The 25,903-nt window shown below is 65.1% G+C and carries 24 protein-coding genes and 1 pseudogene; 13 read left to right on the top strand and 12 right to left on the bottom strand.

Going from position 1 to position 25,903, the window contains the following annotated elements; translation table 11 throughout:
* Positions 1-113: 113 nt before the first annotated feature.
* The 9 genes and pseudogenes from I2456_RS22725 to I2456_RS22685 all read left to right on the top strand — a co-directional run bounded on the left by I2456_RS22725 (position 114) and on the right by I2456_RS22685 (position 10,383).
* Positions 114-1,399, top strand: a pseudogene (locus I2456_RS22725) (sugar porter family MFS transporter).
* 56 nt (positions 1,400-1,455) lie between these two features.
* Positions 1,456-2,124, top strand: a complete 669-nt coding sequence (locus I2456_RS22720) for a TetR/AcrR family transcriptional regulator (protein ID WP_085075364.1) — start codon at positions 1,456-1,458, stop codon at positions 2,122-2,124.
* Between the two features lie 6 nt (positions 2,125-2,130).
* On the top strand, positions 2,131-2,325 hold the full coding sequence (locus tag I2456_RS22715) for a ferredoxin (protein WP_085075363.1): 195 nt from the start codon (positions 2,131-2,133) through the stop codon (positions 2,323-2,325).
* A 2-nt stretch (positions 2,326-2,327) separates the two neighbouring features.
* Positions 2,328-3,569, top strand: coding sequence for a cytochrome P450 (locus I2456_RS22710; protein ID WP_068031297.1), 1,242 nt, complete (start codon positions 2,328-2,330; stop codon positions 3,567-3,569).
* Positions 3,570-3,718: 149 nt separating this feature from the next.
* Complete coding sequence (locus I2456_RS22705) at positions 3,719-4,780, top strand: amidohydrolase family protein (protein ID WP_174814252.1); 1,062 nt, start codon at positions 3,719-3,721, stop codon at positions 4,778-4,780.
* Between the two features lie 74 nt (positions 4,781-4,854).
* The gene (locus I2456_RS22700) at positions 4,855-6,024 is read left to right on the top strand and encodes a M24 family metallopeptidase (protein WP_139823312.1); all 1,170 of its coding nucleotides are present in this window, start codon (positions 4,855-4,857) and stop codon (positions 6,022-6,024) included.
* Positions 6,014-7,129: a M24 family metallopeptidase gene (locus I2456_RS22695; RefSeq protein WP_068031181.1), complete on the top strand. Its 1,116-nt coding sequence runs from the start codon at positions 6,014-6,016 to the stop codon at positions 7,127-7,129. Before I2456_RS22700 ends, I2456_RS22695 begins: the two co-directional genes overlap by 11 nt.
* Positions 7,130-9,565 (top strand): CaiB/BaiF CoA-transferase family protein, encoded by a 2,436-nt coding sequence (locus I2456_RS22690; RefSeq protein ID WP_085075361.1) that lies wholly within the window; start codon positions 7,130-7,132, stop codon positions 9,563-9,565. It abuts the gene before it with no gap.
* Between the two features lie 11 nt (positions 9,566-9,576).
* Entirely contained in the window at positions 9,577-10,383 is an 807-nt protein-coding gene (locus tag I2456_RS22685) for an SDR family NAD(P)-dependent oxidoreductase (RefSeq protein ID WP_085075360.1), read from the top strand.
* On the opposite strand, the gene I2456_RS22680 is transcribed toward I2456_RS22685, so the two are convergent.
* The 4 genes from I2456_RS22680 to I2456_RS22665 form a co-directional block, all read right to left on the bottom strand.
* Positions 10,380-11,216: an SDR family NAD(P)-dependent oxidoreductase gene (locus I2456_RS22680; protein ID WP_371869969.1), complete on the bottom strand. Its 837-nt coding sequence runs from the start codon at positions 11,214-11,216 to the stop codon at positions 10,380-10,382. The genes I2456_RS22685 and I2456_RS22680 overlap by 4 nt on opposite strands.
* Positions 11,217-11,239: 23 nt before the next feature.
* Entirely contained in the window at positions 11,240-12,079 is an 840-nt protein-coding gene (locus tag I2456_RS22675) for a mycofactocin-coupled SDR family oxidoreductase (RefSeq protein WP_068031168.1), read from the bottom strand.
* Positions 12,080-12,098: 19 nt separating this feature from the next.
* The gene (locus I2456_RS22670; RefSeq protein WP_085075359.1) at positions 12,099-13,301 is read right to left on the bottom strand and encodes a cytochrome P450; all 1,203 of its coding nucleotides are present in this window, start codon (positions 13,299-13,301) and stop codon (positions 12,099-12,101) included.
* A 186-nt stretch (positions 13,302-13,487) separates the two neighbouring features.
* On the bottom strand, positions 13,488-14,147 hold the full coding sequence (locus I2456_RS22665; RefSeq protein ID WP_085075358.1) for a TetR/AcrR family transcriptional regulator: 660 nt from the start codon (positions 14,145-14,147) through the stop codon (positions 13,488-13,490).
* A gap of 189 nt (positions 14,148-14,336) precedes the next feature.
* Here I2456_RS22665 and I2456_RS22660 point away from each other — a divergent pair, with 189 nt between their 5' ends.
* Positions 14,337-15,512 (top strand): acyl-CoA dehydrogenase family protein, encoded by a 1,176-nt coding sequence (locus I2456_RS22660; protein WP_068161884.1) that lies wholly within the window; start codon positions 14,337-14,339, stop codon positions 15,510-15,512.
* A gap of 41 nt (positions 15,513-15,553) precedes the next feature.
* Here I2456_RS22660 and I2456_RS22655 read toward each other — a convergent pair whose 3' ends face one another.
* Positions 15,554-16,657: an FAD-dependent monooxygenase gene (locus I2456_RS22655; RefSeq protein WP_085075357.1), complete on the bottom strand. Its 1,104-nt coding sequence runs from the start codon at positions 16,655-16,657 to the stop codon at positions 15,554-15,556.
* 72 nt (positions 16,658-16,729) lie between these two features.
* On the opposite strand from I2456_RS22655, the gene I2456_RS22650 reads away from it, so the two are divergent.
* Positions 16,730-17,341: a TetR/AcrR family transcriptional regulator gene (locus tag I2456_RS22650; RefSeq protein WP_085075356.1), complete on the top strand. Its 612-nt coding sequence runs from the start codon at positions 16,730-16,732 to the stop codon at positions 17,339-17,341.
* Positions 17,342-17,370: 29 nt separating this feature from the next.
* Here I2456_RS22650 and I2456_RS22645 read toward each other — a convergent pair whose 3' ends face one another.
* From I2456_RS22645 to I2456_RS22615, 7 genes are read right to left on the bottom strand one after another with little or no spacing between them, the layout of a single operon-like run.
* Entirely contained in the window at positions 17,371-18,153 is a 783-nt protein-coding gene (locus I2456_RS22645) for an acyl-CoA dehydrogenase family protein (RefSeq protein ID WP_085075355.1), read from the bottom strand.
* Positions 18,154-18,157: 4 nt separating this feature from the next.
* Positions 18,158-19,246, bottom strand: a complete 1,089-nt coding sequence (locus tag I2456_RS22640) for an acyl-CoA dehydrogenase family protein (RefSeq protein WP_085075354.1) — start codon at positions 19,244-19,246, stop codon at positions 18,158-18,160.
* Entirely contained in the window at positions 19,243-19,662 is a 420-nt protein-coding gene (locus I2456_RS22635) for a nuclear transport factor 2 family protein (protein WP_085075353.1), read from the bottom strand. The genes I2456_RS22640 and I2456_RS22635 overlap by 4 nt, the downstream gene beginning before the upstream one ends.
* Positions 19,646-20,860 carry a metal-dependent hydrolase family protein gene (locus tag I2456_RS22630; RefSeq protein ID WP_068031144.1) on the bottom strand — a complete coding sequence of 405 codons (1,215 nt, stop codon included), beginning with the start codon at positions 20,858-20,860 and terminating at the stop codon, positions 19,646-19,648. The genes I2456_RS22635 and I2456_RS22630 overlap by 17 nt, the downstream gene beginning before the upstream one ends.
* A 3-nt stretch (positions 20,861-20,863) precedes the next feature.
* Positions 20,864-21,187: a hypothetical protein gene (locus tag I2456_RS22625; RefSeq protein ID WP_068031140.1), complete on the bottom strand. Its 324-nt coding sequence runs from the start codon at positions 21,185-21,187 to the stop codon at positions 20,864-20,866.
* Positions 21,171-22,451, bottom strand: a complete 1,281-nt coding sequence (locus I2456_RS22620; protein WP_085075407.1) for an aromatic ring-hydroxylating oxygenase subunit alpha — start codon at positions 22,449-22,451, stop codon at positions 21,171-21,173. The genes I2456_RS22625 and I2456_RS22620 overlap by 17 nt, the downstream gene beginning before the upstream one ends.
* Positions 22,452-22,456: 5 nt before the next feature.
* Entirely contained in the window at positions 22,457-23,008 is a 552-nt protein-coding gene (locus I2456_RS22615; protein ID WP_085075352.1) for a carboxymuconolactone decarboxylase family protein, read from the bottom strand.
* Positions 23,009-23,323: 315 nt separating this feature from the next.
* Here I2456_RS22615 and I2456_RS22610 point away from each other — a divergent pair, with 315 nt between their 5' ends.
* Positions 23,324-24,622: an amidohydrolase family protein gene (locus tag I2456_RS22610; protein WP_085075351.1), complete on the top strand. Its 1,299-nt coding sequence runs from the start codon at positions 23,324-23,326 to the stop codon at positions 24,620-24,622.
* Positions 24,623-24,717: 95 nt separating this feature from the next.
* On the top strand, positions 24,718-25,884 hold the full coding sequence (locus tag I2456_RS22605) for an acyl-CoA dehydrogenase family protein (protein ID WP_068031130.1): 1,167 nt from the start codon (positions 24,718-24,720) through the stop codon (positions 25,882-25,884).
* Positions 25,885-25,903: the final 19 nt, after the last annotated feature.

The following is a 25,903-nucleotide window of genomic DNA, read 5'->3' as shown; positions in this document are numbered from 1 at the left end:
CTTCCAAGAGCGAGGTGACCCGGGGCGCGCGCGGCCAGTTGACCGGGTCGGTGTTGCTGGTCGCGCTGGTGCCGGCTATCTCCGGCGCACTGTACGGCTACGACACCGGGATCATCTCCGGTGCCCTGCTGCGCATCACGAAAGACTTCGGCATCGCCGCGGGCTGGAAACAGGTGATTGCCGCCAGCATTCTGCTGGGCGCGGTCATCGGCGCCCTGGTGTGCAGTCGTCTCTCTGACACGCATGGCCGCAAAACGACGCTGGTGTTGCTCGCCGCGGTCTTCGTGGTCGGTGCCCTGTGGTGCGCACTGTCGCCGAACCCGGTGCTGCTGTCGGTGGGCCGGGTGGTGTTGGGTTTCGCCGTGGGCGGGGCAACGCAGACCGCGCCCATCTACGTCGCCGAGTTGGCTCCGAAAAAATACCGGGGCCGACTGGTGCTGTGTTTCCAGATCGCCATCGGGGTCGGCATTCTGATCGCGACCATTGTCGGGGCGTCCGAATCGATTCCCTGGCGCTGGTCCATCGGAATCGCCGCCGTACCCGGTGCGGTGATGCTGGGCTTACTGTTGCGCTTGCCCGAAAGCCCGCGGTGGCTGGTCAAGCGCGGTGATCGGGACGCGGCGCGGCGCATGCTGGAACGAACCCGTCCGCCTGGGTATGACGTCTCCGAAGAACTCGACGAGATGGCGCAATTGGCCCTCGAGGAACAGACGGCCACGACCCGCGGCTGGTCCGGGCTGCGCGAGCGGTGGGTACGTCCGGCACTGGTACTCGGCTGCGGCATCGCCGTTTTCACCCAACTCAGCGGCATCGAGATGATCATCTACTACTCACCAACCATCTTGACCGACAACGGGTTTGACACCGCGGTGGCGCTGCGGGTCTCGGTCGGGCTGGGCTTCAGTTATCTGCTGGCCAGCTGGTCGGCCTCGTTGTCATCGACAAGGTGGGGCGACGCCGGCTCACCCTGATCATGATTCCCGGTGCGGCGGCGAGCCTGTTCGTGCTGGGACTGCTGTTCGTCACCGGCAACAGCGGCCGCGACTCGGTGCCGTTCATCGTGGCCTGCCTCATCGTGTTCATGCTGTTCAACGCCGGCGGCCTGCAACTGATGGGATGGCTCACCGGCTCCGAGACCTATCCGCTGGCGGTGCGACCGGCCGGCGCCGCCGCGCAGTCGGCGGCCATGTGGGGCACCAACGTCGTCATCACCTTGACGCTGCTTTCCACCATCAACGCCATCGGAGTGGGGCCGTCGATGTGGCTCTATGCCCTCTTCAACGTCGGTGCTTGGCTGTTCATGTTCGTCCGGATGCCCGACCTCACCGGCAGAAGTTTGGAGGAGATCGAGCGCAAGCTCGCCGAAGGAAAGTTCCGGCCGGCCGATTTCGCACGATGAGCCGACTTTAAATCAATCGCTTGACTTAATGCCGCGGTGCGCGGTTGACTAGCCACATGACTTCGATCGGCCGCGCCGTTCGTAGCGAGCGAGCCAGTTCCACTCAGGAAGCGATCCTGGTGGCGGCCGAGCGACTGTTCGCCGAGCACGGGGTGTTCGCCGTGTCCAACAGGCAGGTCAGCGAGGCCGCGGGCCAGGGCAACAACGCGGCGGTGGGCTATCACTTCGGCACCAAAGCCGACCTGGTGCGCGCGATCGAGGAAAAGCATCGCGGCCCCGTGGAGGAACTGCGCGATCACATGGTGACCGACCTGATGTCGTCCGGCGATCGGGCCGACATGCGGGCGTGGGTGGCCTGCCTGGTCCGCCCGCTCACCGATCACCTGGCCGACTTGGGCAATCCCACCTGGTACGCCCGATTCGCCGCCCAGGCGATGACCGATCCGGCGTACTACAACATCATCGTCAAGGGCGCTCTCAGCTCGCCCTCACTGGTCCAGGTTGTCGACGGCATCAACCGCTGCCTGCCCGACTTGCCGCTCGAGGTTCGCTTCGAACGAAACATCATGGCCCGCAACCTGTTGATGCACACCTGTGCGGATCTGGAACGCGCGCTTGCCGACGGTACGTCGACACCGCGCCCGTCCTGGCGGGCCGCTGCAACCGGGCTCATCGACGCGATCGTGGGCCTGTGGCTGGCCCCGGTAACTCCGAGCGAAGACTGATTCAAAATGAAAGTCACTGTGGACCAGGACATCTGCGCCTCGTCGGGCAATTGCGTCATGAACGCCCCGGAGGTGTTCGACCAACGCGATGAAGACGGCGTCGTCGTGCTGCTCACGCCGCATCCGCCCGCCGAACAACATGAGGCTGCCCGCAAAGCCGCCGCCTTCTGCCCGGCTCTGGCAATCCATATCGAGGAGTGACCGTGTCCGACACGCTGGCCAGCACGGCCGAGACTGCTGCGGCGGTTCCCGAATATCCCATGGCCCGGGCGCCCGGGTGTCCCTTCGCGCCGCCACCGGATGTGATGGCGCTGGCCGCACAGAAACCGCTGTCCCGGGTGCGGATCTGGGATGGCAGCACACCGTGGCTGATCACCGGATACGAGGAGTGCCGCGAGCTGTTCAGCGACTCCCGCGTCAGCGTCGACGACCGGGTGCCCGGGTTCCCGCACTGGAACGCAGGCATGTTGTCCACGGTGCACAAGCGACCGCGATCGGTGTTCACCGCAGACGGTGAGGAACACACCCGGTTCCGGCGAATGTTGTCCAAGCCGTTCACATTCAAGCGCGTCGAAGGTCTGCGTCCGGGCATTCAGAAGATCACCGACGACCACATCGACGCGATGCTGGCCGGGCCGAAACCGGCCGACATCGTCACCGCGCTGGCGCTGCCGGTCCCGTCGTTGGTGATCAGCCAATTGCTCGGCGTGCCATATCAGGACGCCGAGATGTTCCAGCACCACGCCAATGTGGGGCTGGCGCGCTATGCGACCGGTGAGGACACCGTCAAAGGCGCCATGAGCCTGCACAAGTACCTGTGCCAGCTGGTCGAGGAGAAGATGGCCAATCCTTCCGAGGACGCCGTGTCGGACCTGGCCGAACGGGTCAAGGCCGGCGAACTCAGCGTCAAGGAAGCCGCCCAGTTAGGCACCGGCCTGCTGATCGCCGGGCACGAAACCACCGCGAACATGATCGGTCTGGGAGTGCTTGCGCTGCTGGAAAACCCCGACCAAGCCGCCGTACTGCGCGACGCCGAGGACCCCAAGATCGTCGCCAACGCGGTCGAGGAGCTGCTCCGCTACCTCAGCATCATCCAGAATGGCCAGCGCCGCGTCGCCTTAGAAGAAATCCACATCTCCGGAGAAACCATCCGCGCGGGCGACGGCATCATCATCGATCTGGCCCCGGCCAACTGGGATGCCCACGCTTTCACCGAACCCGAGCGGTTGTACCTGCACCGCTCGGGAGCCGAGCGCAACGTCGCGTTCGGTTACGGACGCCACCAGTGCGTCGGCCAGCAGCTCGCTCGGGCCGAGCTGCAGATCGTCTACCGCACGCTGTTGCGCCGGGTTCCCACACTGGCGCTAGCCGTCCCGGTCACCGACATCCCGTTCAAGCACGACCGCCTTGCCTACGGCGTGTACGAACTGCCGGTCACCTGGTGAGCACTTCACAAACCACCGAACCCAATGGAGGGCCCGTCATGTCAACGCAGACCAGCACCATTTCGCTCTACCCGCCGGAAGGCTTTGGTGCACCGAAGAATCGCCGCGGTCACGCCCTTGGCCGCGATGTCGGTCTGCCGGAAGGGACGGTGGTCTTCTCCGCCGACAACCACATCTCACTGGCGGACGACATCTTCTACGAACGGTTCCCAGACGACCTGAAGGACAAGGCACCGCGCATCTGGTACGAAGACGGCGCCTACCAGGTCGGCCGGAAGGGCCAGTCATTCCTGCCCGGCGACTTCAGCGCGGTGCTCATGCAGTACGACGACCTGCCCGGTGCCGCGAGCACCAACATCGAGGCGCGCATCCAGGAATTGCACGACGACGGCGTCGACAAAGAGTTGGCGTTCCCCAACGCGATCCTGGCCCTGTTCCACTACCCCGACAAAAAGCTGCGCGAATTGGCGTTCCGCATCTACAACGAATACATCGCCGAATTGCAGGAGCGCTCCGGCGGTCATTTCTACGGTGCGGGACTGATCAACTGGTGGGATCCGCAGGGCACCCGGCGGACGCTGGACGAGCTGAAGTCGCTGGGACTCAAGACCTTTCTGATGCCGCTGAATCCGGGCAAAGACGACGACGGCAACCCGATCGACTACGCGAGCACCACGATGAGCGCAGTCTGGGATGAGATCGAAGCCTCCGGCCTGCCCGTCACCCATCACATCGGTGAAACTCCGCCCAAGAGCCCGTGCGAGTTCAACAGCGTCGTGGTGGGCATGATGATCAACATCGACGGTTTCCGGGAGACGTTCTCCAAGTACATCTTCGGCGGCATCTTGGACGCACACCCGCAGCTGCGGATCGGCTGGTTCGAGGGCGGAATCAGCTGGGTGCCATGGGCTTTGCAGGACGCCGAGCATTTGGTGGCCTCCTACCAGCACATGTTCAATCGGCCGCTGCAGCACGACGTGCGGTACTACTGGGACACGCACATGAGCGCATCGTTCATGGTCGATCCGCTGGGGCTGGAGCTGATCGACCGCATCGGAGTGGACAAAGTCATGTGGTCTTCGGACTACCCGCACAACGAGAGCACCTACGGGTATTCGGAGAAGTCGCTGGCCGCCGTCGTGGACGCCGTCGGGTCGGCGAACGCGGCAAAGATCGTCAGCGGCAACATCACTGCGTTCCTGGGCTTGTAACGGTGACGACGTTCGCGCCACCCCGCGGCAGCGCCGCCGGATTGGCGATTCCCCCGACGCCCGACCTGACCAGGATGCGACGAGAGACCGGGGCCAGGTTACGCGCGGCGATGACCGAACGCGGCGTCGACGCGATGATCCTGTTGGGCAACAACGCCGTCGTCTACGCCACCGGCACCAGCTGGCCGTTGGGTGACGCCGGACTGTCACACGTGGAGCGACCCGTCGCCGTCGTGCTCGCCGACGACGACTGGCCGCATCTGTTCCTGCCGTTTCGGGAAGGCGCCGCCGACGAATCAGAGTTGCCCGCCGACCATCTGCACGGCCCGGTGTATCTAGAATTCGAGGAGGGAGTAGCGCATTTCGCCAGCTTGTTGTCGGACTTGATACCGGCCGGCGCGAGCGTGGCCGTCGACGAATACACCGGTGCCATGACGCGTACGGCCAAGCTGTTGTTTCCCAACGGCACTCCGGCCGATGCCGCCGCCATCGTCAGCGCCGCCAAGGTCGTCAAGACGCAGGACGAACTGGCGTGCATGCGCAACGCCATTCGGATCACCGACGAGGCGATGGTCGACGTGCATCAGGCACTTGCCCCGGGTATCCGCCAGATCGATTTGTCGGCCAGCTTTGTGCGCCGCGCCTTCGAATTGGGTGCCACCGCCAGCATGTTGGAGCCGATTTGGCAGGTGATGCCGCAGAGCAAGGCCGACGGCGTGTGGACCACCCACGGCGATCTGGCGCTGCCGCTGCTGACCACCGAACGGGAATTGGCCGCGGGTGACGTGCTGTGGACCGACGTCAGCATCACCTACCACGGTTACTGTTCGGACTTCGGGCGAACCTGGATTGTCGGGCAGGATCCGACGCCGCGTCAGCAGGCTCAGTTCGACAGGTGGTACGAGATCATGACCGCCGTGCTGGGCGTGGCCCGCGCCGGCGCCACCGCCGGGGACCTGGGCCGCGCGGCGATCGCGGCCAACGGCGGCACCCGGCCCTGGCTGCCGCACTTCTACCTGGGTCATGGCATCGGAGTCAACGCCGCTGAAATGCCCATGATCGGAACCGATCTGGGTGAAGAGTTCGACGAACGGTTCGTGCTGCAGCCGGGCATGGTGCTGGTGCTGGAACCCGTGGTGTGGGAAGACGGCACGGGCGGATACCGCAGTGAAGAGGTGTTGGTGATTACCGAGGATGGCTGGGAACGGTTGACGAACTACCCCTATGACCCCTATGTCCACTGAGGTCCTGCCCGACGATCGGGTGCTGCGCAGCGGGCGCAGACAACGGGCGCTGGCCCAGATGGCGGCACACGACCTCGACGTACTGGTGCTCGGCCGGCAGGCCAACGTGCGCTACGTTGCGGGTGCGCCCCAGCTGTGGGTCGCCGGGACGCGACCATTCGGTCCGGCCTGCGTATTGGTGCGCGCCACCGGTGCGGTCCATCTGCTCAGCACCTGGGATGAAGGAGTGCCCGACGACATTCCCCACGAACGTCTCTACGGCATCACCTGGAACCCGAAGAACACCATCGCGGTGCTGAAGAACATCGAAGGCGCCGAGACCGCCCGGCGCGTCGGAACCGACGCGCTGTCACCGATTTTCGCGCAGCTGCTGCCGACCGCGTTCCCCAACGCCGAACTGGTCGACGGTGAAGTCGCCATGCGGGCAGCGCGGCGGATCAAGACCGCAGCGGAGATCGACGCCCTGCGCGAGGCGATAGCGGTGGCCGAGTCGGGGTTGGCCGCCGCGGTAGCCCACCTGCGGCCCGGTGTGAGTGAGCAAGTCCTGGCCGGGGTGCTGCTGGAGGCGCTCGCTGCTGGTGGGGTGAGCACTCCGTCGAATCAGGATGTCGCATGGGTGACAGCACCCGATCACCCGTGGCGGCGCGCCACCGGCGATGGCCGCGTTCAGGCGGGTGACCTGGTGGCCTTCTCCGCCGGCGTCCTCGCCGGCGGCTACATCGCCGAGGTAGGCCGTACCTGGCCGGCGGGAGACACCGCCGCCGCCGATCTGTACCGGCGCTGGGACAGACTGTGGGACAAGCTGATTCAGGCGTGCCAGCCGGGCGCCAGCGCTGCCGACCTGCTCGCCGCCTACCAGGGCGCCGGGGAGCCGGCACCGCCGATGCCCGTGGCGCGCGGTCTCGGTATGGGCTTCGACCCGCCCGTCGTCGCCGCACAGTTACCGGAAACCGCTGCCGCAGAACGCCTGGAGCCCGGCATGGTGCTGGCCGTGACCGGCTACGTCTGGGAATCGGGAATCGGCGCGGTGTTCGGGCGGGAAGCCGTGATGATCACCGCAGACGGCGCGGAGGTGCTGACCACCAGCCCGTTCTGGCAGGCGTGAGTGCAGGAAGCGCACGCTGAACCGCCGCTGGCCGGCTACATCGTCGTCGACCTGTCCACCGGCATAGCCGGTGCCTACTGCACCAAGCTGCTCGCCGACGGCGGCGCCGACGTGATCAAAGTCGAGCCGCCAGCCGGGGACCCGCTGCGTTACTGGTCGGCCTCGGGTGCGGCCATCCGGCCCGGCGTCGACGGCGCGCTGTTCAACTTCCTGGCCGGCTCCAAACACAGCGTCGTCGCCGACCCAGCCGTCGGTGACGACATCGAGTTGGTCGACAAGCTGTTGGCCGGCGCCGACGCAGTGGTGTGGTCCCGAGGCTCCGAAGTTGCCGAATTCCAACACTTTACGCCCGACGCGATCTGCCGTCGTCACCCCCATCTCACCGTCACCGCGATCACACCGTTCGGGTTACGCGGGGCCTGGTGTGACCGTGCGGCGACCGAGTTCACCCTGCAAGCGTGGTCGGGCGGAATCGTCGGGCTGGGCAGAGGTGTGCCCGACCGCGCGCCGGTGTACATCGGCGGCCAGGTGGGGGAGTACCTGGCCGGTGCCTACGCGAGCGCTGCTACGCTCGCGTCGCGTTACCGCGCCGGCGCAGGCGAATTGGTCGATCTGTCGATGCTGGAAACACAGATCCTGTGCCTGACGTATTACCCCGTCACATACTTCGAGATGCTGGGCAGGCCGTGGCGTGATGCCCGCCGCCTCACGGTGCCGGGCGTGGCGCAGGCGCAGGACGGTCTGGTCGACTTGGGCTGCGGGACCGCGCAACAGTGGTTCGACCTGTGCGCGATGACCGGTCATCCCGAGTGGATCGACGAGGACTCACCGCTGTCGATCACCGAGTTGGCCAACGTTTACGCCGATGACATCTACCAGTGGGTGCAAAGCCACCCGGTCGACGAAATCCGCGAGCTGGCAACGGCATTTCGCATCCCCAACGCTCCGGTTGCCAACGGCGCGAACATCACCGGGCTCGATCACTTTGTGGCACGTGGTTCGTTCACCAACAATCCGCGCGACGGCTTTCAGCAACCCACCCACCCGTACCGAATGCAACCCGCGCGGCTGGGGGCGCCCGGGTGGCCGCCGAAGTTGGGCGAACACACGGCGCTGCATCAAGCCGCCACCCTGCGAATCCGCCCGAAGCCCAAGGCTTCGGAGCCTTCGGAAGCGGTGGCGCAGCTTCCGTTTGCGGGACTACGGGTGTTGGACATGACGACCTTCTGGGCGGGGCCGTGCTGCACGCACTTCCTGGCCATGCTGGGCGCCGAAGTGATTCATCTGGAATCGGCGCGACGCCCCGACGGCACGCGACTGATCGCCGGAGTGCCGGTCACCGAAGCACAGTGGTGGGAGAAGTCACCGGTGTTCTGCGCGCTCAACACCAACAAGAAGGGCCTGACGCTGGACCTGCAGAAGCCGCGTGGGCGCGAGCTGCTGCATCGGCTCATCGCGTCCTGTGACGTCATAGCGGAGAACTTCACCCCACGCGTGCTCGACCAGATCGGCCTGGATTTCGCTGCGGTACAGTCGATTCGGCCGGACGCCGTGATGTTGCGCATGCCTGGCTTCGGCCTCGACGGGCCATGGCGGGACAACCCGGCCTTCGCCTATGTCATCGAGTCCGCGGCGGGGGTCAGCTGGCTGACCGGCTACCCGGACCGGCCACCGTACGAGCCGTACTCGATCGGTGATCCCAACGCCGGCATACATGCCGTCAACGCGCTGCTGCTGGCGCTCGAGCACCGGCGCCGCACCGGTGCGGGGGTTCTGGTGGAGGCGGCCATGGTGGACGCGGCGCTCAACATTGCCGCCGAGCAGGTCATCGAATACTCGGCCTATGGTGCGCTGCTGCAGCGGGCGGGTAACCGCGGGCCGACGGCGGTACCGCAAAACCTCTATCGCACCGCGGATGTGGACGAATTCGGCCGTCTGGACAGTTGGGTGGCTATCGCTACGGCCACCGACGACCAGTGGCTGGCCCTGGCGAGTGCGCTCGGCGCACCCGCGTGGGCCGGTGACCCCGCCCTTGCCACCGCAGCCGGGCGACGCTTGCACGAGGATGACATCGACGAACAGTTGGCCGCCTGGTGTGCGCACCGCAGCGGTGACGAGATCGTCGCGACGCTGTGGGATGCCGGTGTGCCAGTTGCCAAAGTGCTGCAACCACACCGGCAGACCGAGCTCACTCAGCTCCACGCGCGCGGTTTCTTCGAAGTGCTCGATCATCCGGTCAACGGCCCGGCTAGGCTCAGCACCGTGCCGATGCGGTTCTCTGGCGGGCCATCCCGGTTTCATTCCCAGCCCGCGCCCCTGCTGGGACAGCACAATCGCGAACTCCTGACCGAGCTGGGCCTCACCGAGGCCGAGATCAGTGAGCTGGAAGCCGAGGGTGTCATCGGCCACGCTCCGGCTCTGCGGACGCCGAGCTGAAGGTTCACCCCATGCCGATCGACCCGTCCCACATCCTGCTGACCGACCGCGTCGCGGTGGTGACCGGCGGCGGATCTGGGATCGGGCGCGGGATCGCGGCCGGCCTGGCGGCCTTCGGCGCCGCGGTGGCCATCTGGGAACGTAACCCTGAGACCTGCGCGCAGGCTGCCGCCGCGCTCGGGGTTCTGGGAATCACCACCGATGTCCGAGACAGCGACCAAGTCGATGCCGCCCTGCAGCGCACCACCGCCGAACTCGGGATGCCGACGATCCTGGTCAACAACGCCGGCGGTGTATTCTCCGCCCCGTTGCTCGAGACCAGCGAAAACGGCTGGGACGCACTGTATCGGGCGAACCTGCGTCATGTGCTGCTCTGCACGCAGCGGGTGGCTCGGCAACTGGTCACCGCCAACCGGCCCGGCAGCATCATCAACCTGACGTCGATCGAGGGGGTACGCGCTGCGCCGGGTTACGCCGCCTATGCCGCGGCCAAAGCCGGCGTCATCAACTACACCAAGACCGCTGCCCTCGAGCTGGCGCCGCACGGCATCCGGATCAACGCCATAGCGCCCGACATCACCCTGACCGAGGGATTGGCGGCGCTCAGTGGCGAGGCGGGGCTGGCCGCGGTAGGCGCCGTCGTCCCGCTGGGCCGCCCCGGACACGTCGACGAAATCGCCGGTACCGCAGTGTTTCTCGCCTCAGACATGTCCACTTACCTTACTGGGCAGACGATCCACGTGGACGGCGGCACCCATGCCGCGGGCGGCTGGTATCACGACCCGCACACCGGGCACTACCGCCTCGGGCCGCCTTAGTGCTTCCAGCCCTCGGCGGCTTGTTCGTCGAAGGTGCGGTCGATGCGCTCGAACCGGCGACGGATCGACTGGCGCGCGGCGGAGTGCGGCAGTACGTAGAGCCGGTTGGCCACAATGGCGTCGGCGGTCAGTCGCGCAACGTCGTCCACCGTCATGCTGTCGTCTTGGCTGGGCAGTGAGCCGACGGCTCCCGTCGCCTCGGCGGTCGAGGCTGCTTCGGGGCCCGCGCTGCGGATGCGTTCGGAGTTGGACACCAACGGGGTCTCGATAACCATCGGGCACAACACCGACACCCCGATCCCATTGGCTTTCACCTCGCGCGCCAGTGTCTCGGCAAGGCCGACAACGCCGTATTTCGCCACACCGTAGGTGCCCAGGCCGACATTCGGTACCAGCCCGGCGAAAGAGGCGGTGAAGGCGATGTGGCCACCGGTGCCCTGCTCGAGCAGCTTGGGCAAGAACGCCTCGACCGCGTGGATGTTGCCCCACAGGTCGATGTCGATCACCCAACGCCAGTCGTCGTGGGTCATCTCGGTCAGCGGGCCCGCGATGACGACGCCGGCATTGCTGAAGACCACATCGACGTGGCCGAGCAACTCGAACGCCTCGTCGGCCAGGTGGACGACCTCGTCGAGATGACGGACATCGCACCGCACGCCGTGCGCGGTGAATCCGTCGGCGCGCAGCCGCGCCACCGCTTGCTCGAGGCTCGCCTGGTCGATGTCGGCCAGCACGACACTGGCTCCCCGGCGAGCGAACTCCGCAGCGGTGGCCAACCCGATGCCGCTGGCACCGCCGGTGATGACCGCCCCGCGACCGTCAAAACTAGACAGGAATCCGTCCATGGGACGGGACTTTATTTCAGGCAGCTACCCGCGTCGACAGGCAGGGTGACACCGGTGACGTACCGGGACTCGTCGGAAGCGAAGAACAGCACCGCATTGCTGATGTCCTCGGCGTCCACCCACGGAACCGGCAGCGTGTGAAACATCTGACAGATCGGGGCCATGTCGTCGGGTCCCGGATTCTCCAGATCGGGGCGGAACAACTTCCACGTTCCTTCGTTCATGATCATCGCGGTGCTCACGTGCGTGGGGTGCACCGAGTTCACGCGAATCATGTACTGGCCCAACTCCACTGCGAACGAGCGCATGATGCCCACCACCCCGTGCTTGGCCGCAACGTAACTGCCGCAGTGCGGGTAGGCCTTGATGCCGCCGACCGAGCTGGTCAATATGATCGATCCGCCGTTGCCGCCCGCTTTGATGTGTGGCACACCGGCTTTCACCGTCTTCCACACGCCCGACAGGTTCACGTCGATCATTTCCTGCCAGTCGTACTCGCTGGTCCTCTCCAGGGTGTCACCGCCATTGCCGATGCCCGCGTTCGCCACGATGATGTCCAGCCGGCCCAACTGCTCCACGCCGGTATCCACCGCGGACTTGAGTGCGTCGAAGTCGCGCACGTCGACTTCGGCCGTATAGATTCTGCGATTCAAGCCTTTGACCAAGTCGGCGGTCTCCGCCAAGTCCTCGGGCGTGGACGCCGGGATGGTGGTGTTCTGCACGATCGGCTTGCAGACGTCGACGGCGATGATGTCCGCGCCTTCCTGCGCCAATCGCACCGCATGGCTGCGGCCCTGCCCGCGCGCCGCCCCGGTGATGAATGCGACTTTGCCCTCTACCCGTCCAGTCATCGCTTCCTCATCTCTCCGCTCAGCTCAATACAGCCGGCATGGTCTCCCAGCCCCGCACGGTCGACGTCGGGGACAGCTTGGCGTTGGTCAGGTCGACCTCCCACTCGGGGAAGCGTTTCAGAATCTCTTCCAGCGCGATCCGCCCCTCCAAGCGGGCCAACGCCGAACCCAGGCAGTAATGGGTGCCCACGCTGAAGGTCAGGTGCTGGCGCACCTCGCGCCGGATGTCGAAAACCTCACCGTCGGGCGGGAATTGGCGGTGGTCGTGGTTGGCCGCGCCGATCAGCATCATCATGACGCTGCCCGCGGGAACCGTCTGGCCGTAGTAGGAGACGTCGCGGGTCACGTATCGCGCGACATGCGGCGCCGGCGGTTCGTAACGCAGCAACTCTTCGATGGCCTGGGGGATCAACGACTTGTCCTCGACCAGGGCACGGCGCTGATCGGGGTGCTCGGCCAATACCTTTCCGGCCCAACCGATGAGGCGGGTGGTGGTCTCGTTGCCGGCCCCGGACACCACGCTGATGTAGATGAGCAGTTCGTCGCGGGTGAGCCGGCGAACCGTTCCCGTTTCGTCCTGGAACTCGGCGTTGAGGAGTTCGGTCATGATGTCGTTGGACGGATGTTCGGCGCGCCAATCGATGAATTGGCCGAAGAACTCCCCGTTCATGATGTTTTCGTCCGAGGCATTCATCGGCTTTCCCGCCTCGGTGCGCAGATTGGCATTGGCCCGATCCCGGGCGGCCTCCTGGAATTCCTCGGGGATGCCGAGCAACATGCCGATCACCCGCATGGGCATCTGTGCGCCGAGGTCGCCGACGAAGTCGAACCGGTCGGTGCCGACCAGGGGATCCAAACTGCGAGCGCAGAATTCGCGGATCTTGGGCTCGAGTTCGTTGATCTTGCGCGGGGTGAACATCCGCGACAACAGTTTGCGATGCACGTCGTGCAGCGGCGGGTCTTCGAACAGCAGCACACCGGGTGGGATGTCGATGTTGGCCTTGATCAGTTCGAGGATCGCGCCCTTGGCGGAGCTGAAAGTCTCGTAGTCGACGATGCCGCGGTTGACGTCGGCGAAGCGGCTCAGTGCATAGAAGTCGTGTTCGGAGTTGTAGTACAGCGGCGCTTCTTCGCGCAGCCGCCGGAACATCGGATACGGGTCGGCGTTGAGCTCGACGTCATACGGGTCGAAGTAGACGTCGTTGGCTGCGCTGACTGTCACGGGTTATCGCCTTCCGCCGGAACCAGACTCTGTCATGACCATCAAGAGTGTCAACGAGAGATACATTTCAGCCATTCGAGGTTCTTAGTAACGGAGAATAGCGTTCTCGTACGCATCGCTCAATGCCGTGCGATATGCGCACTGATGTGAGTGAGGGGAATGAGGGAAATATGCGTTCGGACGGGGTCAGTTCGGAGTGGCAGCGAATCCGCGTGAGCAGAAGTCCCACACCTCGTCGGCGGTGATGGGATGCACGGTGGCATCGTCGGACCCGCCGCTGGACTGTGCGATGAACATCACCGTCTGCATGGTCATGGCCGCCACCCGTTTGGGGTTGATTTCGGGCCGCAGTAGGCCGGTCTCGCCGGCTGCTTCCATGAGTTCTGTGAGCAACGCCACCAGCGGAGCGTGCGCGACTTTCACTTCGGCCGGGTGCGTGACCAGCAGCCGCGGCGCGAAGTCGGTGAACAGGGGCCGCTTGGCGGTGGGGTCCGGACGTGAAGCCTCGTACAGCAACTCGACGGCAACCTTGAGCCGCTCGAGCGGATCGGTGTGGCTTTCGGTGGCGGCGCGGATCTGGTCGGCCGAGCGGCTCAGCGCATCCTCGAACAGCGCCAGCAGTAATTCGTGTTTGCCGTCGAACTGCAGGTAGAAGCTGCGCAGCGACTGGCGCGAGCGGTCCACGACCTCTTGGACGGTAAAGTCCGTGCTGCCCTTCTCGATGATGATCGCCTGGGCCGCGTCCAGGAACCGCTGAACCCGCTGCGCGGCCCGAAGTTTCGCGGTCTTGATGGACCGCTCGACGGCACGCTGCTTCCAGGCCGGCTCTTCGCTCGGAGTGGTCACGGGCGGCTCGGTCGATTGCCGCGAGGGGAGAACATGGTTGGACTGTACCGGAGAACGCCGTGCCATCGCTGCGCTCGACCTCCTCACGGACGATGTGTTGGAGATTGTAACTTTCTCACGGCGAGAATACTATTCTCTTACACGTGTGTTTGGGAAGCGCGATCAAGAGAGCGGAGCGTCGAGAGTTCCATGCAGCTGACTTTTGACGCCGACGTCGAGGCTTTCCGCGCCGAATTCATCGCTTTTCTCGATCAGCAGCTGCCGGCCGAGGCCGACGGGTTCGAGCGACCGCGATCGTGTTCCCACATTCCCGACTGGGCGGGTCGCTGGCAGCGCAAGTTGTTCGACAACGGCTGGCTGCTGCCGGGCAATCCGCCAGAGTTCGGCGGTCGTAACGCTTCGCTGCTGCAGCAGTACGTCCACCTCGAGGAGTTGGCGCGCCGGCGGATCTACCTGACGTTCAATCCCCAAGGCGTCGGCATCATCGCGGCCTCGTTGTTGACGTTCGGAACCCCGGAGCAGAAACAGCGTTGGGCGGTGCCGATTCTGCGCGCCGAGCTGACCGCGTCGCTGGGGATGAGCGAACCCGGTGCCGGTTCGGACTTGGCGTCGTTGAAAACCCGTGCGGTGCATGCCGGTGATCACTTCGTGGTCAACGGGCAAAAGGTGTGGACCTCGGGAGCGCATGACGCCGATGTGCTGCTGACCTTCGTGCGCACCGATCCCGACGCGCCAAAACACAAGGGCATCAGTGCGTTACTGATTCCGACGGACACCCCCGGTGTGGTACGACGGCCGTTTGCGTCGGTATGTGGTCGCGACGATGTCGATTTCAACGAGGTCTTCTTCACCGATGTGCAGGTGCCGGCCGAGAACCTGGTGGGCCCGCTCAATCGAGGCTGGCACGTCGCCACCGGGTCCCTGGGCCACGAACGCGCCATGCTGTGGAAGGACTACGCCGACTTACTGCATTACCTGACAGTCGATTTCACCCCATCGGGAGCGCTCGAGCGGGATCGCTACGCCACGTTGGTGATGGACACCCAGGCCATGCGCCTGCTCGGCACTGCCGCATTGGCCCGCGCAGCCCGCGGGGAAGAGGATGTGCCCGCGCAGTCGGTGCTGAAATTGCTGGGGTCCGAAGCCGTTCAGCGGGCCTGCGAAGACGCGCTGCATGCCGCGGGCCCGGACGGGCTGGTGCATCCGGCGTTCACCGCGCCGTTTGCTCCGTTGAATCTGGACAGCCACTACGGCAGCTGGTTCGACCGGTACGCTCGCAGCTTCGCCGGCACCATCGCCGGCGGTACCTCCGAAATCCAGCGCAACATCATCGCCGAACGAGTGCTCGGACTACCCCGCAACTAGTTCCCCCGGGTGTGGGTGACCGGACCCGCGAGGGGTGGAACTCAACCGGCTCGAGCCAGCTCGCGATTGCGTGCGTCGATAGCCTCCGCAGTGGCGGGAACCAATAGGTCCCCGCCCGCACCGGCCGTGCCCTGGGCGTAGGTGACGTGCGGGCGCTGATCACGCTCATATTGGGCGAACGCTGCGTCCAGGTCGCCGCCGTTGTCGGACAATGCTTTTGCCAGCAGCCATGTTCCGGTGATGGCCAGGCTGGTTCCGCGTCCGGACATCGGGGATGCGCAGTGGGCGGCGTCGCCCACCAGGACGACCCGTCCGCGATGCCACGATGGCATGTCGATTTGACTCACCGAGTCGAAGTACAGTTGCGGGTCGCGGCATACCGCGTCGAGCAGTGCGGGTACTTGCCACTGGCCGTGTCCGCCGAACTCGTTGGTGAGGATGCGCTTTTGCGCATCGAGATCCTGGTAGTCGTAGTCGATCCAGGATGAGCGGAAGGTCAGCACCGCCAGGGCCACGTCGCGAAAGGTGACAATGCCGGCCAAGTGCCCCGGAAAGTTGTAGATCGGATTGGCGGCACCGGTCGCACGATAGTGCGGCAAATTCGCCAGAGCGGTGTAGAAGCCGAGATGACGCAGGAATTGGCTCTCGGGGCCGAAAACAAGCCGGCGGGTGGCGGAGTGCAGGCCATCGGCGCCCACCACGAGGTCGTAGCGCGCTTGCTCGCCAGAGGCAAACAGTACGTCGACGCCGCGACCGTCATCGTGGAGTTCGGTGATGGACTCGCCGAACTTCAACGCCACGGACGGGTTGAGGGCATTGCGCAGCACGTGCGCCAGGTCTTCTCGGGGGATTTCGGTGTCGTCAGCCGTGTCGTTGATCTCGGCAAGCGGTAGTTCGGCCACCCGGTCGCCGTTGCCGTCGACGAAGCAACTGCGCTTTGTCATGTCGACCTGCCGAATCCGGATCTCATCGAGGATGCCCATCTGTCGGGCAACTGCGAGCGACTCGCCGCGGATGTCGATCGGTGATCCGTTGACTCGAAGGTGTTGTGCGCGTTCGACAATGGTGACGTCATGACGGGCGTTGCCTAGGTTGATGCCCGCGGACAGCCCGGCCATGCTCGCGCCGGAGACCAGAATGCGCATTCGACATGCCCTCTCGGAGATAGGATCCATTGTGTATCCAACGAAGGGTAACGGTCGGAATTAGGAAACGCAATGTCTCTTACGCCTGACGCCGCTCCGCAGCGTCGCCGCGGTCGCGCGCTAGAAAACGCGCTCCTGGCCGCGGCCTGGGATGAACTGAATGAGCGCGGCTACGACAACTTCACCGTCGATGGTGTCGCCGCTCGGGCCTGCACCAGTCGCGCGGTGCTGTATCGGCGCTGGCCGGGAAAGCCGGAACTGGTGCACGCCGCGTTGGTTGCCGCAATGACGAAGGATCCACTCACAGTGCCGGACACCGGCAGTCTGCGCGGTGACGTCATCGATCTGCTGCGGCAGGCGAACGGTCAACGCGGCCACCTTGCGGTCACCGTCATGACCCGGCTCGGTGGTTTCTACCGTGACACCGGCACCAACATCGCCGAACTGCGCAACACGCTTGAAGGCGAGCCCGGCGCCACCATGGACAAACTCATCGCCCGCGCTGTCGCCCGTGGCGAGATCCGGCCCGACCAGATCACCGGCCGAGTTGCACAGCTGCCCACCGATCTGCTTCGCCACGACGTACTGTTCACCCTGGCACCCCTGACCGATGAAGCCATCGAGGAGATTGTGGACGCGGTATTCTTGCCCCTCGTCCGGCTCGGCGCCGACGACAGTCGCTAGATCATCCGTCGGGTGCACACTCGAGGCGGTTAGAGCTGCGCTAGCCGAGGGGCAAAGCCCTTGTCGCGCAACGTCTTTCCCGCTTGGCTGGTGAGCTCACGGGAGCTGCCGAGCAGGCCGTCGAGGACCAGGGCGCGCTTGATGTGGTGGTGCAGCGCGTGCTCGGCGGTGAAGCCGATCCCACCCAGCACCTGCTGGCAGTGGCGAGCGGCGGTCAACGCCGCCTGACCGGCCGCCGCCTTGGCCAGTAAGCAGGTGAGGTCCTCGTCGTCCTGCGCGGCCTGCAATGTCGCTTCGGCCCCTCCGATCGCGACGAGTGTCTCGGCCAGTCGATGCCGGATCGCCTGGAAGGACGCGATCGGTCGTCCGAACTGAACGCGATCCAACGCGTGCCGGCGGGCCAGGTTCAGCATCGCCCTGCTGGTGCCCAGCAGCCACCAGCCCAGCGCGCGACGCCCGGCGGCCAGCGGTACCGGTTCACCGGCGGGCGCCCGTCGTATCGGCAAGTCATCCAGGGTGGAACCGCTCGGATCGCTGCGTTCCCAGACCACCCATGACCCGCCGGCATAGGGCAGGGCAACGGCGCCCCCCGCGGGCCGCCCGGCGGCGCTCAGCACCACATCGTTGACAATGGGCGCATGCGCACCGGTCTCCCCGAGCAGCCCGAACACCAACGGGACTGCGGCCGTAGGTATTTCGTCGAGCATGTCCAACCAGCCCAGATCGGCCAGCGCCGCGTCGAGCTTGCTACCCGAGACGCCGACCATGGTGGAGCGCAGCGATTCGGCCAGCAGGCGCAGCGACTCGTCCATGCCGCTACTCCTTCCCCAGATCCAGCAGTCGACGCGCGATGATATTGCGCTGAATCTCGGCGGTGCCGCCGTAGATGGTGGCCGCCCGCGAGTACAGATATTCCGATCGCCACTCGGTGTCGTCGAGTTCCAGCGTCCCGGGAAGCAGGTCGTGCACGCTGTCGTAGAGTCGCTGTTCGGCGGTGGCCAGCAGCACTTTGTCGATCGAGGTCTCGGGCCCCAGCCGTGCCCCGCCGGCCAGCCGGTGCTGGGTGGCCCGCGATCGGCAGCGCACCGTGTGCAACGCCAAATAGGCTGCGCCGAGCGACAAGTCGTCCTCGTCGCGGGCGTCGGCAATGAGCTGGTCGAATCGGGCATACAGGTAGGCGATGCGCTGCCAGAAGCAGGTCGAGCGTTCGTAGGGCAGCAGATCCATCGCCAGCCGCCAGCCATCGCCGGGCTGACCGAGCATCCGGTCGGACGGTATCACCACGTCGTCGTAATAGACCTCGCAGAATTCGTCGACCCCGTGCATGGTGCGCAGCGGTCGGATCGTGATGCCCGGGGTGTCCAGGTCGACGAAGAACGCCGTGATCCCGTCGTGGCCGGGCGCGGTCCGGGTGAGCAGAACGCAGCGAGTGGCGAACTGCGCGAAGCTGGTCCAGACTTTCTGGCCGTTGACGATCCAGTTGTCGCCGTCGGGCACGGCGCGAGTGGTCAGCGATGCCAGGTCGCTGCCGGATCCGGGCTCGGAGAATCCCTGACACCATTGCTCGCGACCGCACAGCAGTCGCGGGACCATCTCGGCGGCGAGTTCGGCGGGCGCGTAGTCGATCATGGTGGGAGCGAGCACTTCGACCATCGAATACGGGCCCGGTTCGGCGAGCCGGCGGCCGACCACCTCTTCGCCGACGATCGCGCGCAGCAGTGGGGGACCACCCAACCCGCCGACTCTCTCCGGCCAGCCGTAGCGCATCCAGCCGGCGTCGTAGAGTGCGGCGTGCACCCGGGCGAGTTGCCCAAGTTGGGCTTGCAGCGAGTGGTCGGGTCCCGGGGCCAGGTCAGCGCCGTCGAGCCAGGCTCGTAGGTCTGCCCGGAACTGCTCGACGTTCACGGGGCCGGGCGGCCGATGGCGTGCGGACGCCCGGAATCGTGTACGCCGCTGCGCCGGATGAAGGTCATGGCACGGGTTTTCAGTCGCCAACCTTCGGCAGTTCGCAGGTAGGTGTCGCGGTAGTAACCGATTCGCATGTCGTGCGCGGAGTGTTCGATGAAGCACAGCGGTTGGGTGCCGCTGGCGGCATCACCATCGAGTTCCACCAGCGCGGTTCCGGTGAGGAACAGGCCTTTGGGAGCGGCGGCCACGAGTTCGGGGAACCTGTCCAGGGTGTAGGTGTCGCCGAAGGCACTGTAGGTGCCGTCCGGTGTGAAGACCCCGACCAGTCCTTCGATGTCTTGCTGAGTGATGGTGACGGCGTACCGGGCCAAAAGTTGCTGTATTTCCACCAGGTCGTCAGTTCTGGTTGGCATAGACCTTGCCGCCTTTCATGACGAAGCTGACGTCGCGGGTAACCGTGATGTCATCCAATGGATTTCCCGGGACGGCGATGACGTCGGCCAGCTGGCCTGCCGCCAGGCGTCCCCGGTCGGTGACGTTGATCAATTCGGCGGCAGTGACCGTGGCCGCCCGTAACACCGCAAGCGGCGGAAGACCCCAATCAGCAAGGGTGACAAGCTCGTCGGCGTTGCGGCCATGCGGTATCGCGGGAGCATCGGTGCCCACGGCGATCTTCACACCGGCTTCGTAGGCTGCCAGTATCGAGGTGCGCGACTTCGGGAACATCTCGGCGGCCTTGGCCTGCAACGCCGGGGGAGCGTGCGAGACATCCATACCCTCGGCCAGTCGCCGCGTCGACACCAGGAACGTGCCGTGCTCGACCATCATCGCGATCGCTTCGTCGTCGACCAGGAAACCGTGTTCGATGCAGTCGATCCCGGCCGCGACCGCATGCTTGACGGCATCGGCGCCGTGGGTGTGCGCGGCGACCCGAAGTCCGCGCCGGTGCGCCTCGTCGACGATGGCCCGCAGCTCATCGTCGGAATAGTGTTGTGCACCAGGGGGACCCGTCAGCGACATGACACCGCCCGAGCAACACACCTTGATCAACTGAGCGCCGTGCTTGATCTGGTAGCGCACCGCCCGGCGAATCTCGTCGACGCCGTTGGCGATGCCTTCCTCGACCGTCAGATCCAGCACGTGCGGTGCGAACGCCGCGAACATCGTGGGGTCCAAGTGGCCGCCGGTGGGCGTGATGGCGTGGCCCGCCGGCACTATCCGCGGGCCGTCGATCCAGCCCGCGTCGATGGCGTTGCCCAGCGCGACGTCGAGCAGGTATCCACCGGTCTTGACGAACAGGCCCAGGTTGCGCACCGTCGTGAAACCGGCGCGCAAGGTGCGGCGGGCATTGCCGACCGCGCGCAGCATCCGCGTCGGCGGATCGTCCTGGACCTGGGACAGGCCTGGCTTCTCTCCGCGCCCGCCCATCAGCAGATTGACTTCCATGTCCATCAATCCGGGCAGCAGCACCTGGTCGCCCAAATCGATGATTTCGCCGTCGGTTTCGCCGCCGACACCGGCGATGCGGTCACCGTCGATGCGAAGGACACCCGGCCGGACGATCTCGCCGGCATCGACGTCGAGCAGCCCTGCCGCCTTGAGCGTCAGCACCGGTTAGATCACCGGCTCCCTGACCAATTCCACCCAGGCGGCACCGCTGTCGGGGACGCGCGGCTGTTTCCACGCCTCTATCGGAAACGAGACCATGACCAGCGACTGCATGATGTGCATGAGCGTGCGTGCGTCCTCGGGCAGATCGTCTAGTGGGTACTTGTCACAGTAAGCGATGACGTCGTTGAGGAGCGGGAACGCGACGTCGTAGAACTCTTGCATTTCGGCCATCGTGGAGGCCAGCCGCTTGGCGTACCGCTCCGGTTCGGTGGCCAGGTCCCAGCCCAGATACGGTTCGAGTGCGGCGAATTCAGCGGGTAGCGCCATTGTGCGCGTACTCCTTCACGAAGTCCCCGGTCACCTTGTGTAGATGACGGAGAAGGATTTCCTGGTCGCACAGCGGGAAGTCGCTGACGACCCTGGTGCCGATCATCGTCTGGGTCGCTTCCAACGTGTTGGCGTCCTGCAATGCATATTCCTTGAACGTCACCGCGGCCAACTCCTGGGCCAAGCGTTCCCGCGCGTTCTTGGGCGGCACGAAATACAGGCTCGTTTCGAAGATGTGCTTGTCCACGGCCGTCGGCCAATAGTGATAGGTCAAGAACCACCCGGGTTCCCAGATCAGCAGCATGAAGTTCGGGAAGAAGTGCCACGAGTCGATGCCCCACTGCTTGACCTTCTTCGGGTTGACTCCCGGCGGCAGCTGTTCCAGGTTCGCGATGACGTCCGGCTTGTCCCAGGGTCCGAACAGCCCGCTGCGGAGCACCTGATCCATCGGCTTGACCATGTTCATGTCTGCCGGCGGCGCCTGGCCACCCCACGTGGAGATCATGCCGTGCGGGCTGGCGAGCTCGTAGTGCAGTGCCTCGAAGCCGTACTTCATGATCTTGGCGGCTTCTTCCTTGGTGTACTGCCCCTGGTGCAGTACCGGCGCGTGGTAGAACTCGGCGAACGCGTCGATGAACAGCTTCCAGTTGCTGCCGACGTCGGCCCGGTAGGAATACACCTCGGTCATCTCGCCGAACGGGTAGCCCTCGATGCCCTTGGCGAGCGGCCCGAGATAGTCGACCAGCGGCTGGGCGGCCGGGTCGAAGTTGACGAAGATGAAGCCCTCCCACACCTCGCAGCGCACGCCCACCAGGCCGTAGTCGCTCTTGTCGACGTCGAAGAACTCCTCTTCCTGCTGAATGAAGGTCAGTTCACCGTCGAGGTTGTAGCGCCAGGCGTGGTACTTGCAGGTGAACTGCCGGCAGATGCCGGAGGTCTCCTGGTGCGGAAAGTCGTTCCACACCAACTTGTTTCCGCGGTGGCGGCAGACGTTGTGGAACGCCTTCACCGATCCGTCCTTGGTCTTGACGATGATCACCGACATGCCACGTCCGGCCGAGGGCAACTCCTTGGTGAAGTAGCTGCCGGTGCGCGGCAGTCTTTCGACGCGACCGACATTGAGCCAGGTGCGGCGGAAGATGGCGTCGCGCTCGGCTTCGAAGAACACCGGGTCGATCGAGTCGGTGTAATCGACGGGCGCGGTCCCGAGTTCGGGATAATTCTCTGTCCAGCTTCCGGCGGCTGGCTTCGGGAAGTGGGCCAACGTTTTCACCTTCCTTCGTGGTCTGCTTCGACCTGAACGCCAAAAGTGTTGAGGGCCATGGCCAGCATGGTGTAGGAGCCGACCGTGAAGACGTAGTCCATCCGCTGCCGGTCATCGAGCCGCTCGCCGAGGGTGGCCCAGGTCTGGTCGGACAACTCCGACTTCTCGTCTAGTTCATCGACACCGCTGATCACCGTGCGCTCGAACTCGTCGAACAGGTTGTGCGCCCCGCCCGGCTGACGCACCGCGTCGATCTCCTCGTCGGTGATGCCTTCTCGTTTGGCCAGATCGACGTGGTGGGTCCATTCGTAGGTGCAGTCCCGGCGATGCGCGACACGCAGGATGGCGAGTTCGCGCAGGCGCGGCGGCAGCGTCGAGGAGTACAGCAGGTGGAGGTTGAACTTGAGGAACGCCTTGGTCAGGGCGGGGTGGTTGACCATCGTCGCCAGCACATTGGAGGCATCCCGGGGATTACGGCGCTCTTCGGGCAACATGCCGGAAAGCGCCTGTTGGACCGACTCATCCCACTGGTCCGCGGGCAGCGGCGGCAGGCGCATCCTGCGTTGTCCTCTCGGTGAGCGAGAATCAGATTCTCATTTCCAACTAACAGACTTGCACGATTCGCTCGTCCGGTCAATGCTCACGCAGAGCGGTGCACCGCGATGCGCAGAGCGGCCGACCGGCTGACCGGTTGGGTTGCGCAATGGCGGGGCCAGGTACACGCTGGGGATGTTGATTCTCACTTCGCGAGAAGATAGTTTTCACAGTAGCGGGCGTGGCACATGAGGCGGGTTGCCCGTGTGTTTTCCGGGCCGGCGCGGCGGGTCGCGAGAGGCCAAGAGACCCGAGGGGTCAAAGCGAAAGGAACGGTCATGAACAAAGAGGACATGATCCTGATCAGCGTCGACGACCATACTGTCGAGCCGCCGAACATGTTCAAGAATCACCTGCCGTCGAAATACCTCGATGACGCACCGCGGCTGGTGCACAACCCCGATGGCTCGGACATGTGGAAGTTCCGCGACACGGTCATCCCGAACGTCGCGCTCAACGCGGTCGCGGGCCGGCCCAAGGAGGAGTACGGCATCGAGCCCACGGGTCTGGACGAGATCCGGCCGGGCTGCTACAACGTCGACGAGCGAATCAAGGACATGAACGCCGGCGGCATCCTTGCGTCGATCTGCTTCCCGTCCTTCCCGGGTTTCGCCGGTCGACTGTTCGCCACGGAGGACCACGACTTCTCCATCGCGTTGGTGCAGGCGTACAACGATTGGCACATCGAAGAGTGGTGCGGTGCCTACCCGGCGCGGTTCATCCCCATGGCGATACCGGTGATCTGGGATGCCGAGGCGTGTGCCGCCGAGGTGCGCCGGGTCGCCAAGAAGGGCGTGCACGCGCTGACCTTCACCGAGAACCCGGCCGCGATGGGTTACCCCAGCTTCCACAACGAATACTGGAACCCACTGTGGGAAGCGTTGTGCGACACCGACACTGTGATGAACGTGCACATCGGGTCCTCGGGCCGGCTGGCGATCACCGCGCCCGACGCGCCGATGGACGTGATGATCACGCTGCAGCCGATGAACATCGTGCAGGCCGCCGCGGACCTGCTGTGGTCACGGCCGATCAAGGAATACCCGGACCTGAAGATCGCGCTGTCCGAGGGTGGGACCGGTTGGATTCCCTACTTCCTCGAGCGCGCCGACCGCACCTACGAGATGCACTCCACGTGGACACACCAGGACTTCAAGGGCAAGCTGCCCAGCGAAGTCTTCCGCGACCACTTCCTGACCTGCTTCATCAGTGACAAGGTGGGTGTGGCGCTGCGCAACATGATCGGCATCGACAACATCTGCTGGGAAGCCGACTACCCGCACAGCGACTCGATGTGGCCGGGTGCCCCCGAAGAACTGTGGGACGTGCTGACGCTCAACAACGTGCCCGACGACGAGATCCACAAGATCACCCACCAGAACGCGATGCGCTGGTACTCGTTCGACCCGTTCACCCACATCACGCCGGAGCAGGCGACGGTCGGCGCACTGCGCAAGGCCGCCGAAGGACACGACGTATCGATCCGGGCACTCAGCCACCACAAGGACACCAGGTCGGGTTCGTCGTTCGCGGAATTCGCCGCCAGCGCGAAAGAGCTCACCGGCAACAAGGACTGAGGCGCTAGCGCGCCCGGCGAGCAGACGCAGAATCGCATGGCCCGAAGGGCAATCATGCGATTCTGCGTCTGCTCGCGCTGAGAGGAGGGTGGCCAGTGGAGTTTGAGCTCACCGAAGACCAGGAGCTGATTCGCCGATCAGTCGCGGAGTTGGCGCGCAGGTTCGACGACCACTACTGGATGGCCAAGGACCAGGCGCACGAGTTCCCGACCGAGTTCTACCGCGCCATAGCCGACGGCGGCTGGCTGGGCATGACGATTCCCACCGAGTACGGCGGACACGGGCTCGGCATCACCGAAGCCACGCTGCTGCTCGAAGAGGTCGCCAAATCCGGCGGCGGGATGAACGCCGCCAGCTCGATTCATCTGTCCATCTTCGGGATGCAACCGGTGGTGGTACACGGCTCCGACGAACTGAAGGCGCGCACGTTGCCGCCCGTCGCGGCGGGTGATGTGCACGTGTGCTTCGGCGTCACCGAACCCGGTGCGGGACTCGATACTTCGCGCATAACCACCTTCGCCAAGCGCGACGGTGACCGCTACGTCGTCAACGGCCGCAAGGTCTGGATCTCCAAAGCCATGGAATCGGACAAGATCCTGCTGTTGACGCGCACCCAGAGCTATGACGAGGTGACCAAGAAGACCGACGGGATGACCCTGTTCCTCACCGATCTCGACCGCAGCCGCGTCGACATCCGCCCGATCAACAAGATGGGCCGCAACGCCGTCAGCTCCAACGAGTTGTTCATCGACAATCTCGAGGTGCCGGTCGAAGACCGAATCGGCGAGGAGGGCAAGGGTTTCCAGTACATCCTCGACGGCCTGAACCCCGAGCGGATGCTGATCGCCGCCGAGGCGCTCGGTATCGGCCGCGTGGCACTGGACAAGGCGGTGCAGTACGCCAACGACCGGGAAGTGTTCGGTCGCCCGATCGGCATGAACCAGGGCATCCAGTTCCCGCTCGCCGATTCACTGGCCCGACTCGATGCCGCCGAGCTGATGTTGCGCAAGGCCACCTGGCTCTATGACAACGGCAAACCCTGTGGGAGAGAAGCCAATACGGCCAAGTACCTGTGCGCCGACGCGGGCTTCACCGCCGCCGACCGGGCATTGCAGACCCACGGGGGCATGGGCTACGCCGAGGAGTATCACGTCGCGCGCTACTTCCGCGAAGCGCGGCTGATGAAGATCGCGCCGATCAGCCAGGAGATGATCCTCAATTTCCTCGGATCGCACGCGCTGAAACTGCCGCGCAGTTACTGAAGCGCCGGACCGCGTGCAG

It is taken from the genome of Mycobacterium kubicae (genome assembly GCF_015689175.1).
Taxonomy (GTDB): Bacteria; Actinomycetota; Actinomycetes; order Mycobacteriales; family Mycobacteriaceae; genus Mycobacterium; species Mycobacterium kubicae.
Note: the sequence above shows the minus strand (reverse complement) of the source record. Positions and strands in the feature narration are given on the sequence as shown.

What these genes read in the sequence shown, in the direction of transcription:
- I2456_RS22635 (WP_085075353.1), bottom strand. Translation starts at nt 19,662, where the DNA reads ATGCCAACCAGAACTGACGACCTGGTGGAAATACAGCAACTTTTGGCC.
- I2456_RS22625 (WP_068031140.1), bottom strand. Translation starts at nt 21,187, where the DNA reads ATGGCGCTACCCGCTGAATTCGCCGCACTCGAACCGTATCTGGGCTGG.
- I2456_RS22650 (WP_085075356.1), top strand. Translation starts at nt 16,730, where the DNA reads ATGTCTCTTACGCCTGACGCCGCTCCGCAGCGTCGCCGCGGTCGCGCG.
- I2456_RS22615 (WP_085075352.1), bottom strand. Translation starts at nt 23,008, where the DNA reads ATGCGCCTGCCGCCGCTGCCCGCGGACCAGTGGGATGAGTCGGTCCAA.
- I2456_RS22655 (WP_085075357.1), bottom strand. Translation starts at nt 16,657, where the DNA reads ATGCGCATTCTGGTCTCCGGCGCGAGCATGGCCGGGCTGTCCGCGGGC.
- I2456_RS22695 (WP_068031181.1), top strand. Translation starts at nt 6,014, where the DNA reads ATGTCCACTGAGGTCCTGCCCGACGATCGGGTGCTGCGCAGCGGGCGC.
- I2456_RS22685 (WP_085075360.1), top strand. Translation starts at nt 9,577, where the DNA reads ATGCCGATCGACCCGTCCCACATCCTGCTGACCGACCGCGTCGCGGTG.
- I2456_RS22675 (WP_068031168.1), bottom strand. Translation starts at nt 12,079, where the DNA reads ATGACTGGACGGGTAGAGGGCAAAGTCGCATTCATCACCGGGGCGGCG.
- I2456_RS22645 (WP_085075355.1), bottom strand. Translation starts at nt 18,153, where the DNA reads ATGGACGAGTCGCTGCGCCTGCTGGCCGAATCGCTGCGCTCCACCATG.
- I2456_RS22700 (WP_139823312.1), top strand. Translation starts at nt 4,855, where the DNA reads ATGCGACGAGAGACCGGGGCCAGGTTACGCGCGGCGATGACCGAACGC.
- I2456_RS22610 (WP_085075351.1), top strand. Translation starts at nt 23,324, where the DNA reads ATGAACAAAGAGGACATGATCCTGATCAGCGTCGACGACCATACTGTC.
- I2456_RS22720 (WP_085075364.1), top strand. Translation starts at nt 1,456, where the DNA reads ATGACTTCGATCGGCCGCGCCGTTCGTAGCGAGCGAGCCAGTTCCACT.
- I2456_RS22715 (WP_085075363.1), top strand. Translation starts at nt 2,131, where the DNA reads ATGAAAGTCACTGTGGACCAGGACATCTGCGCCTCGTCGGGCAATTGC.
- I2456_RS22660 (WP_068161884.1), top strand. Translation starts at nt 14,337, where the DNA reads ATGCAGCTGACTTTTGACGCCGACGTCGAGGCTTTCCGCGCCGAATTC.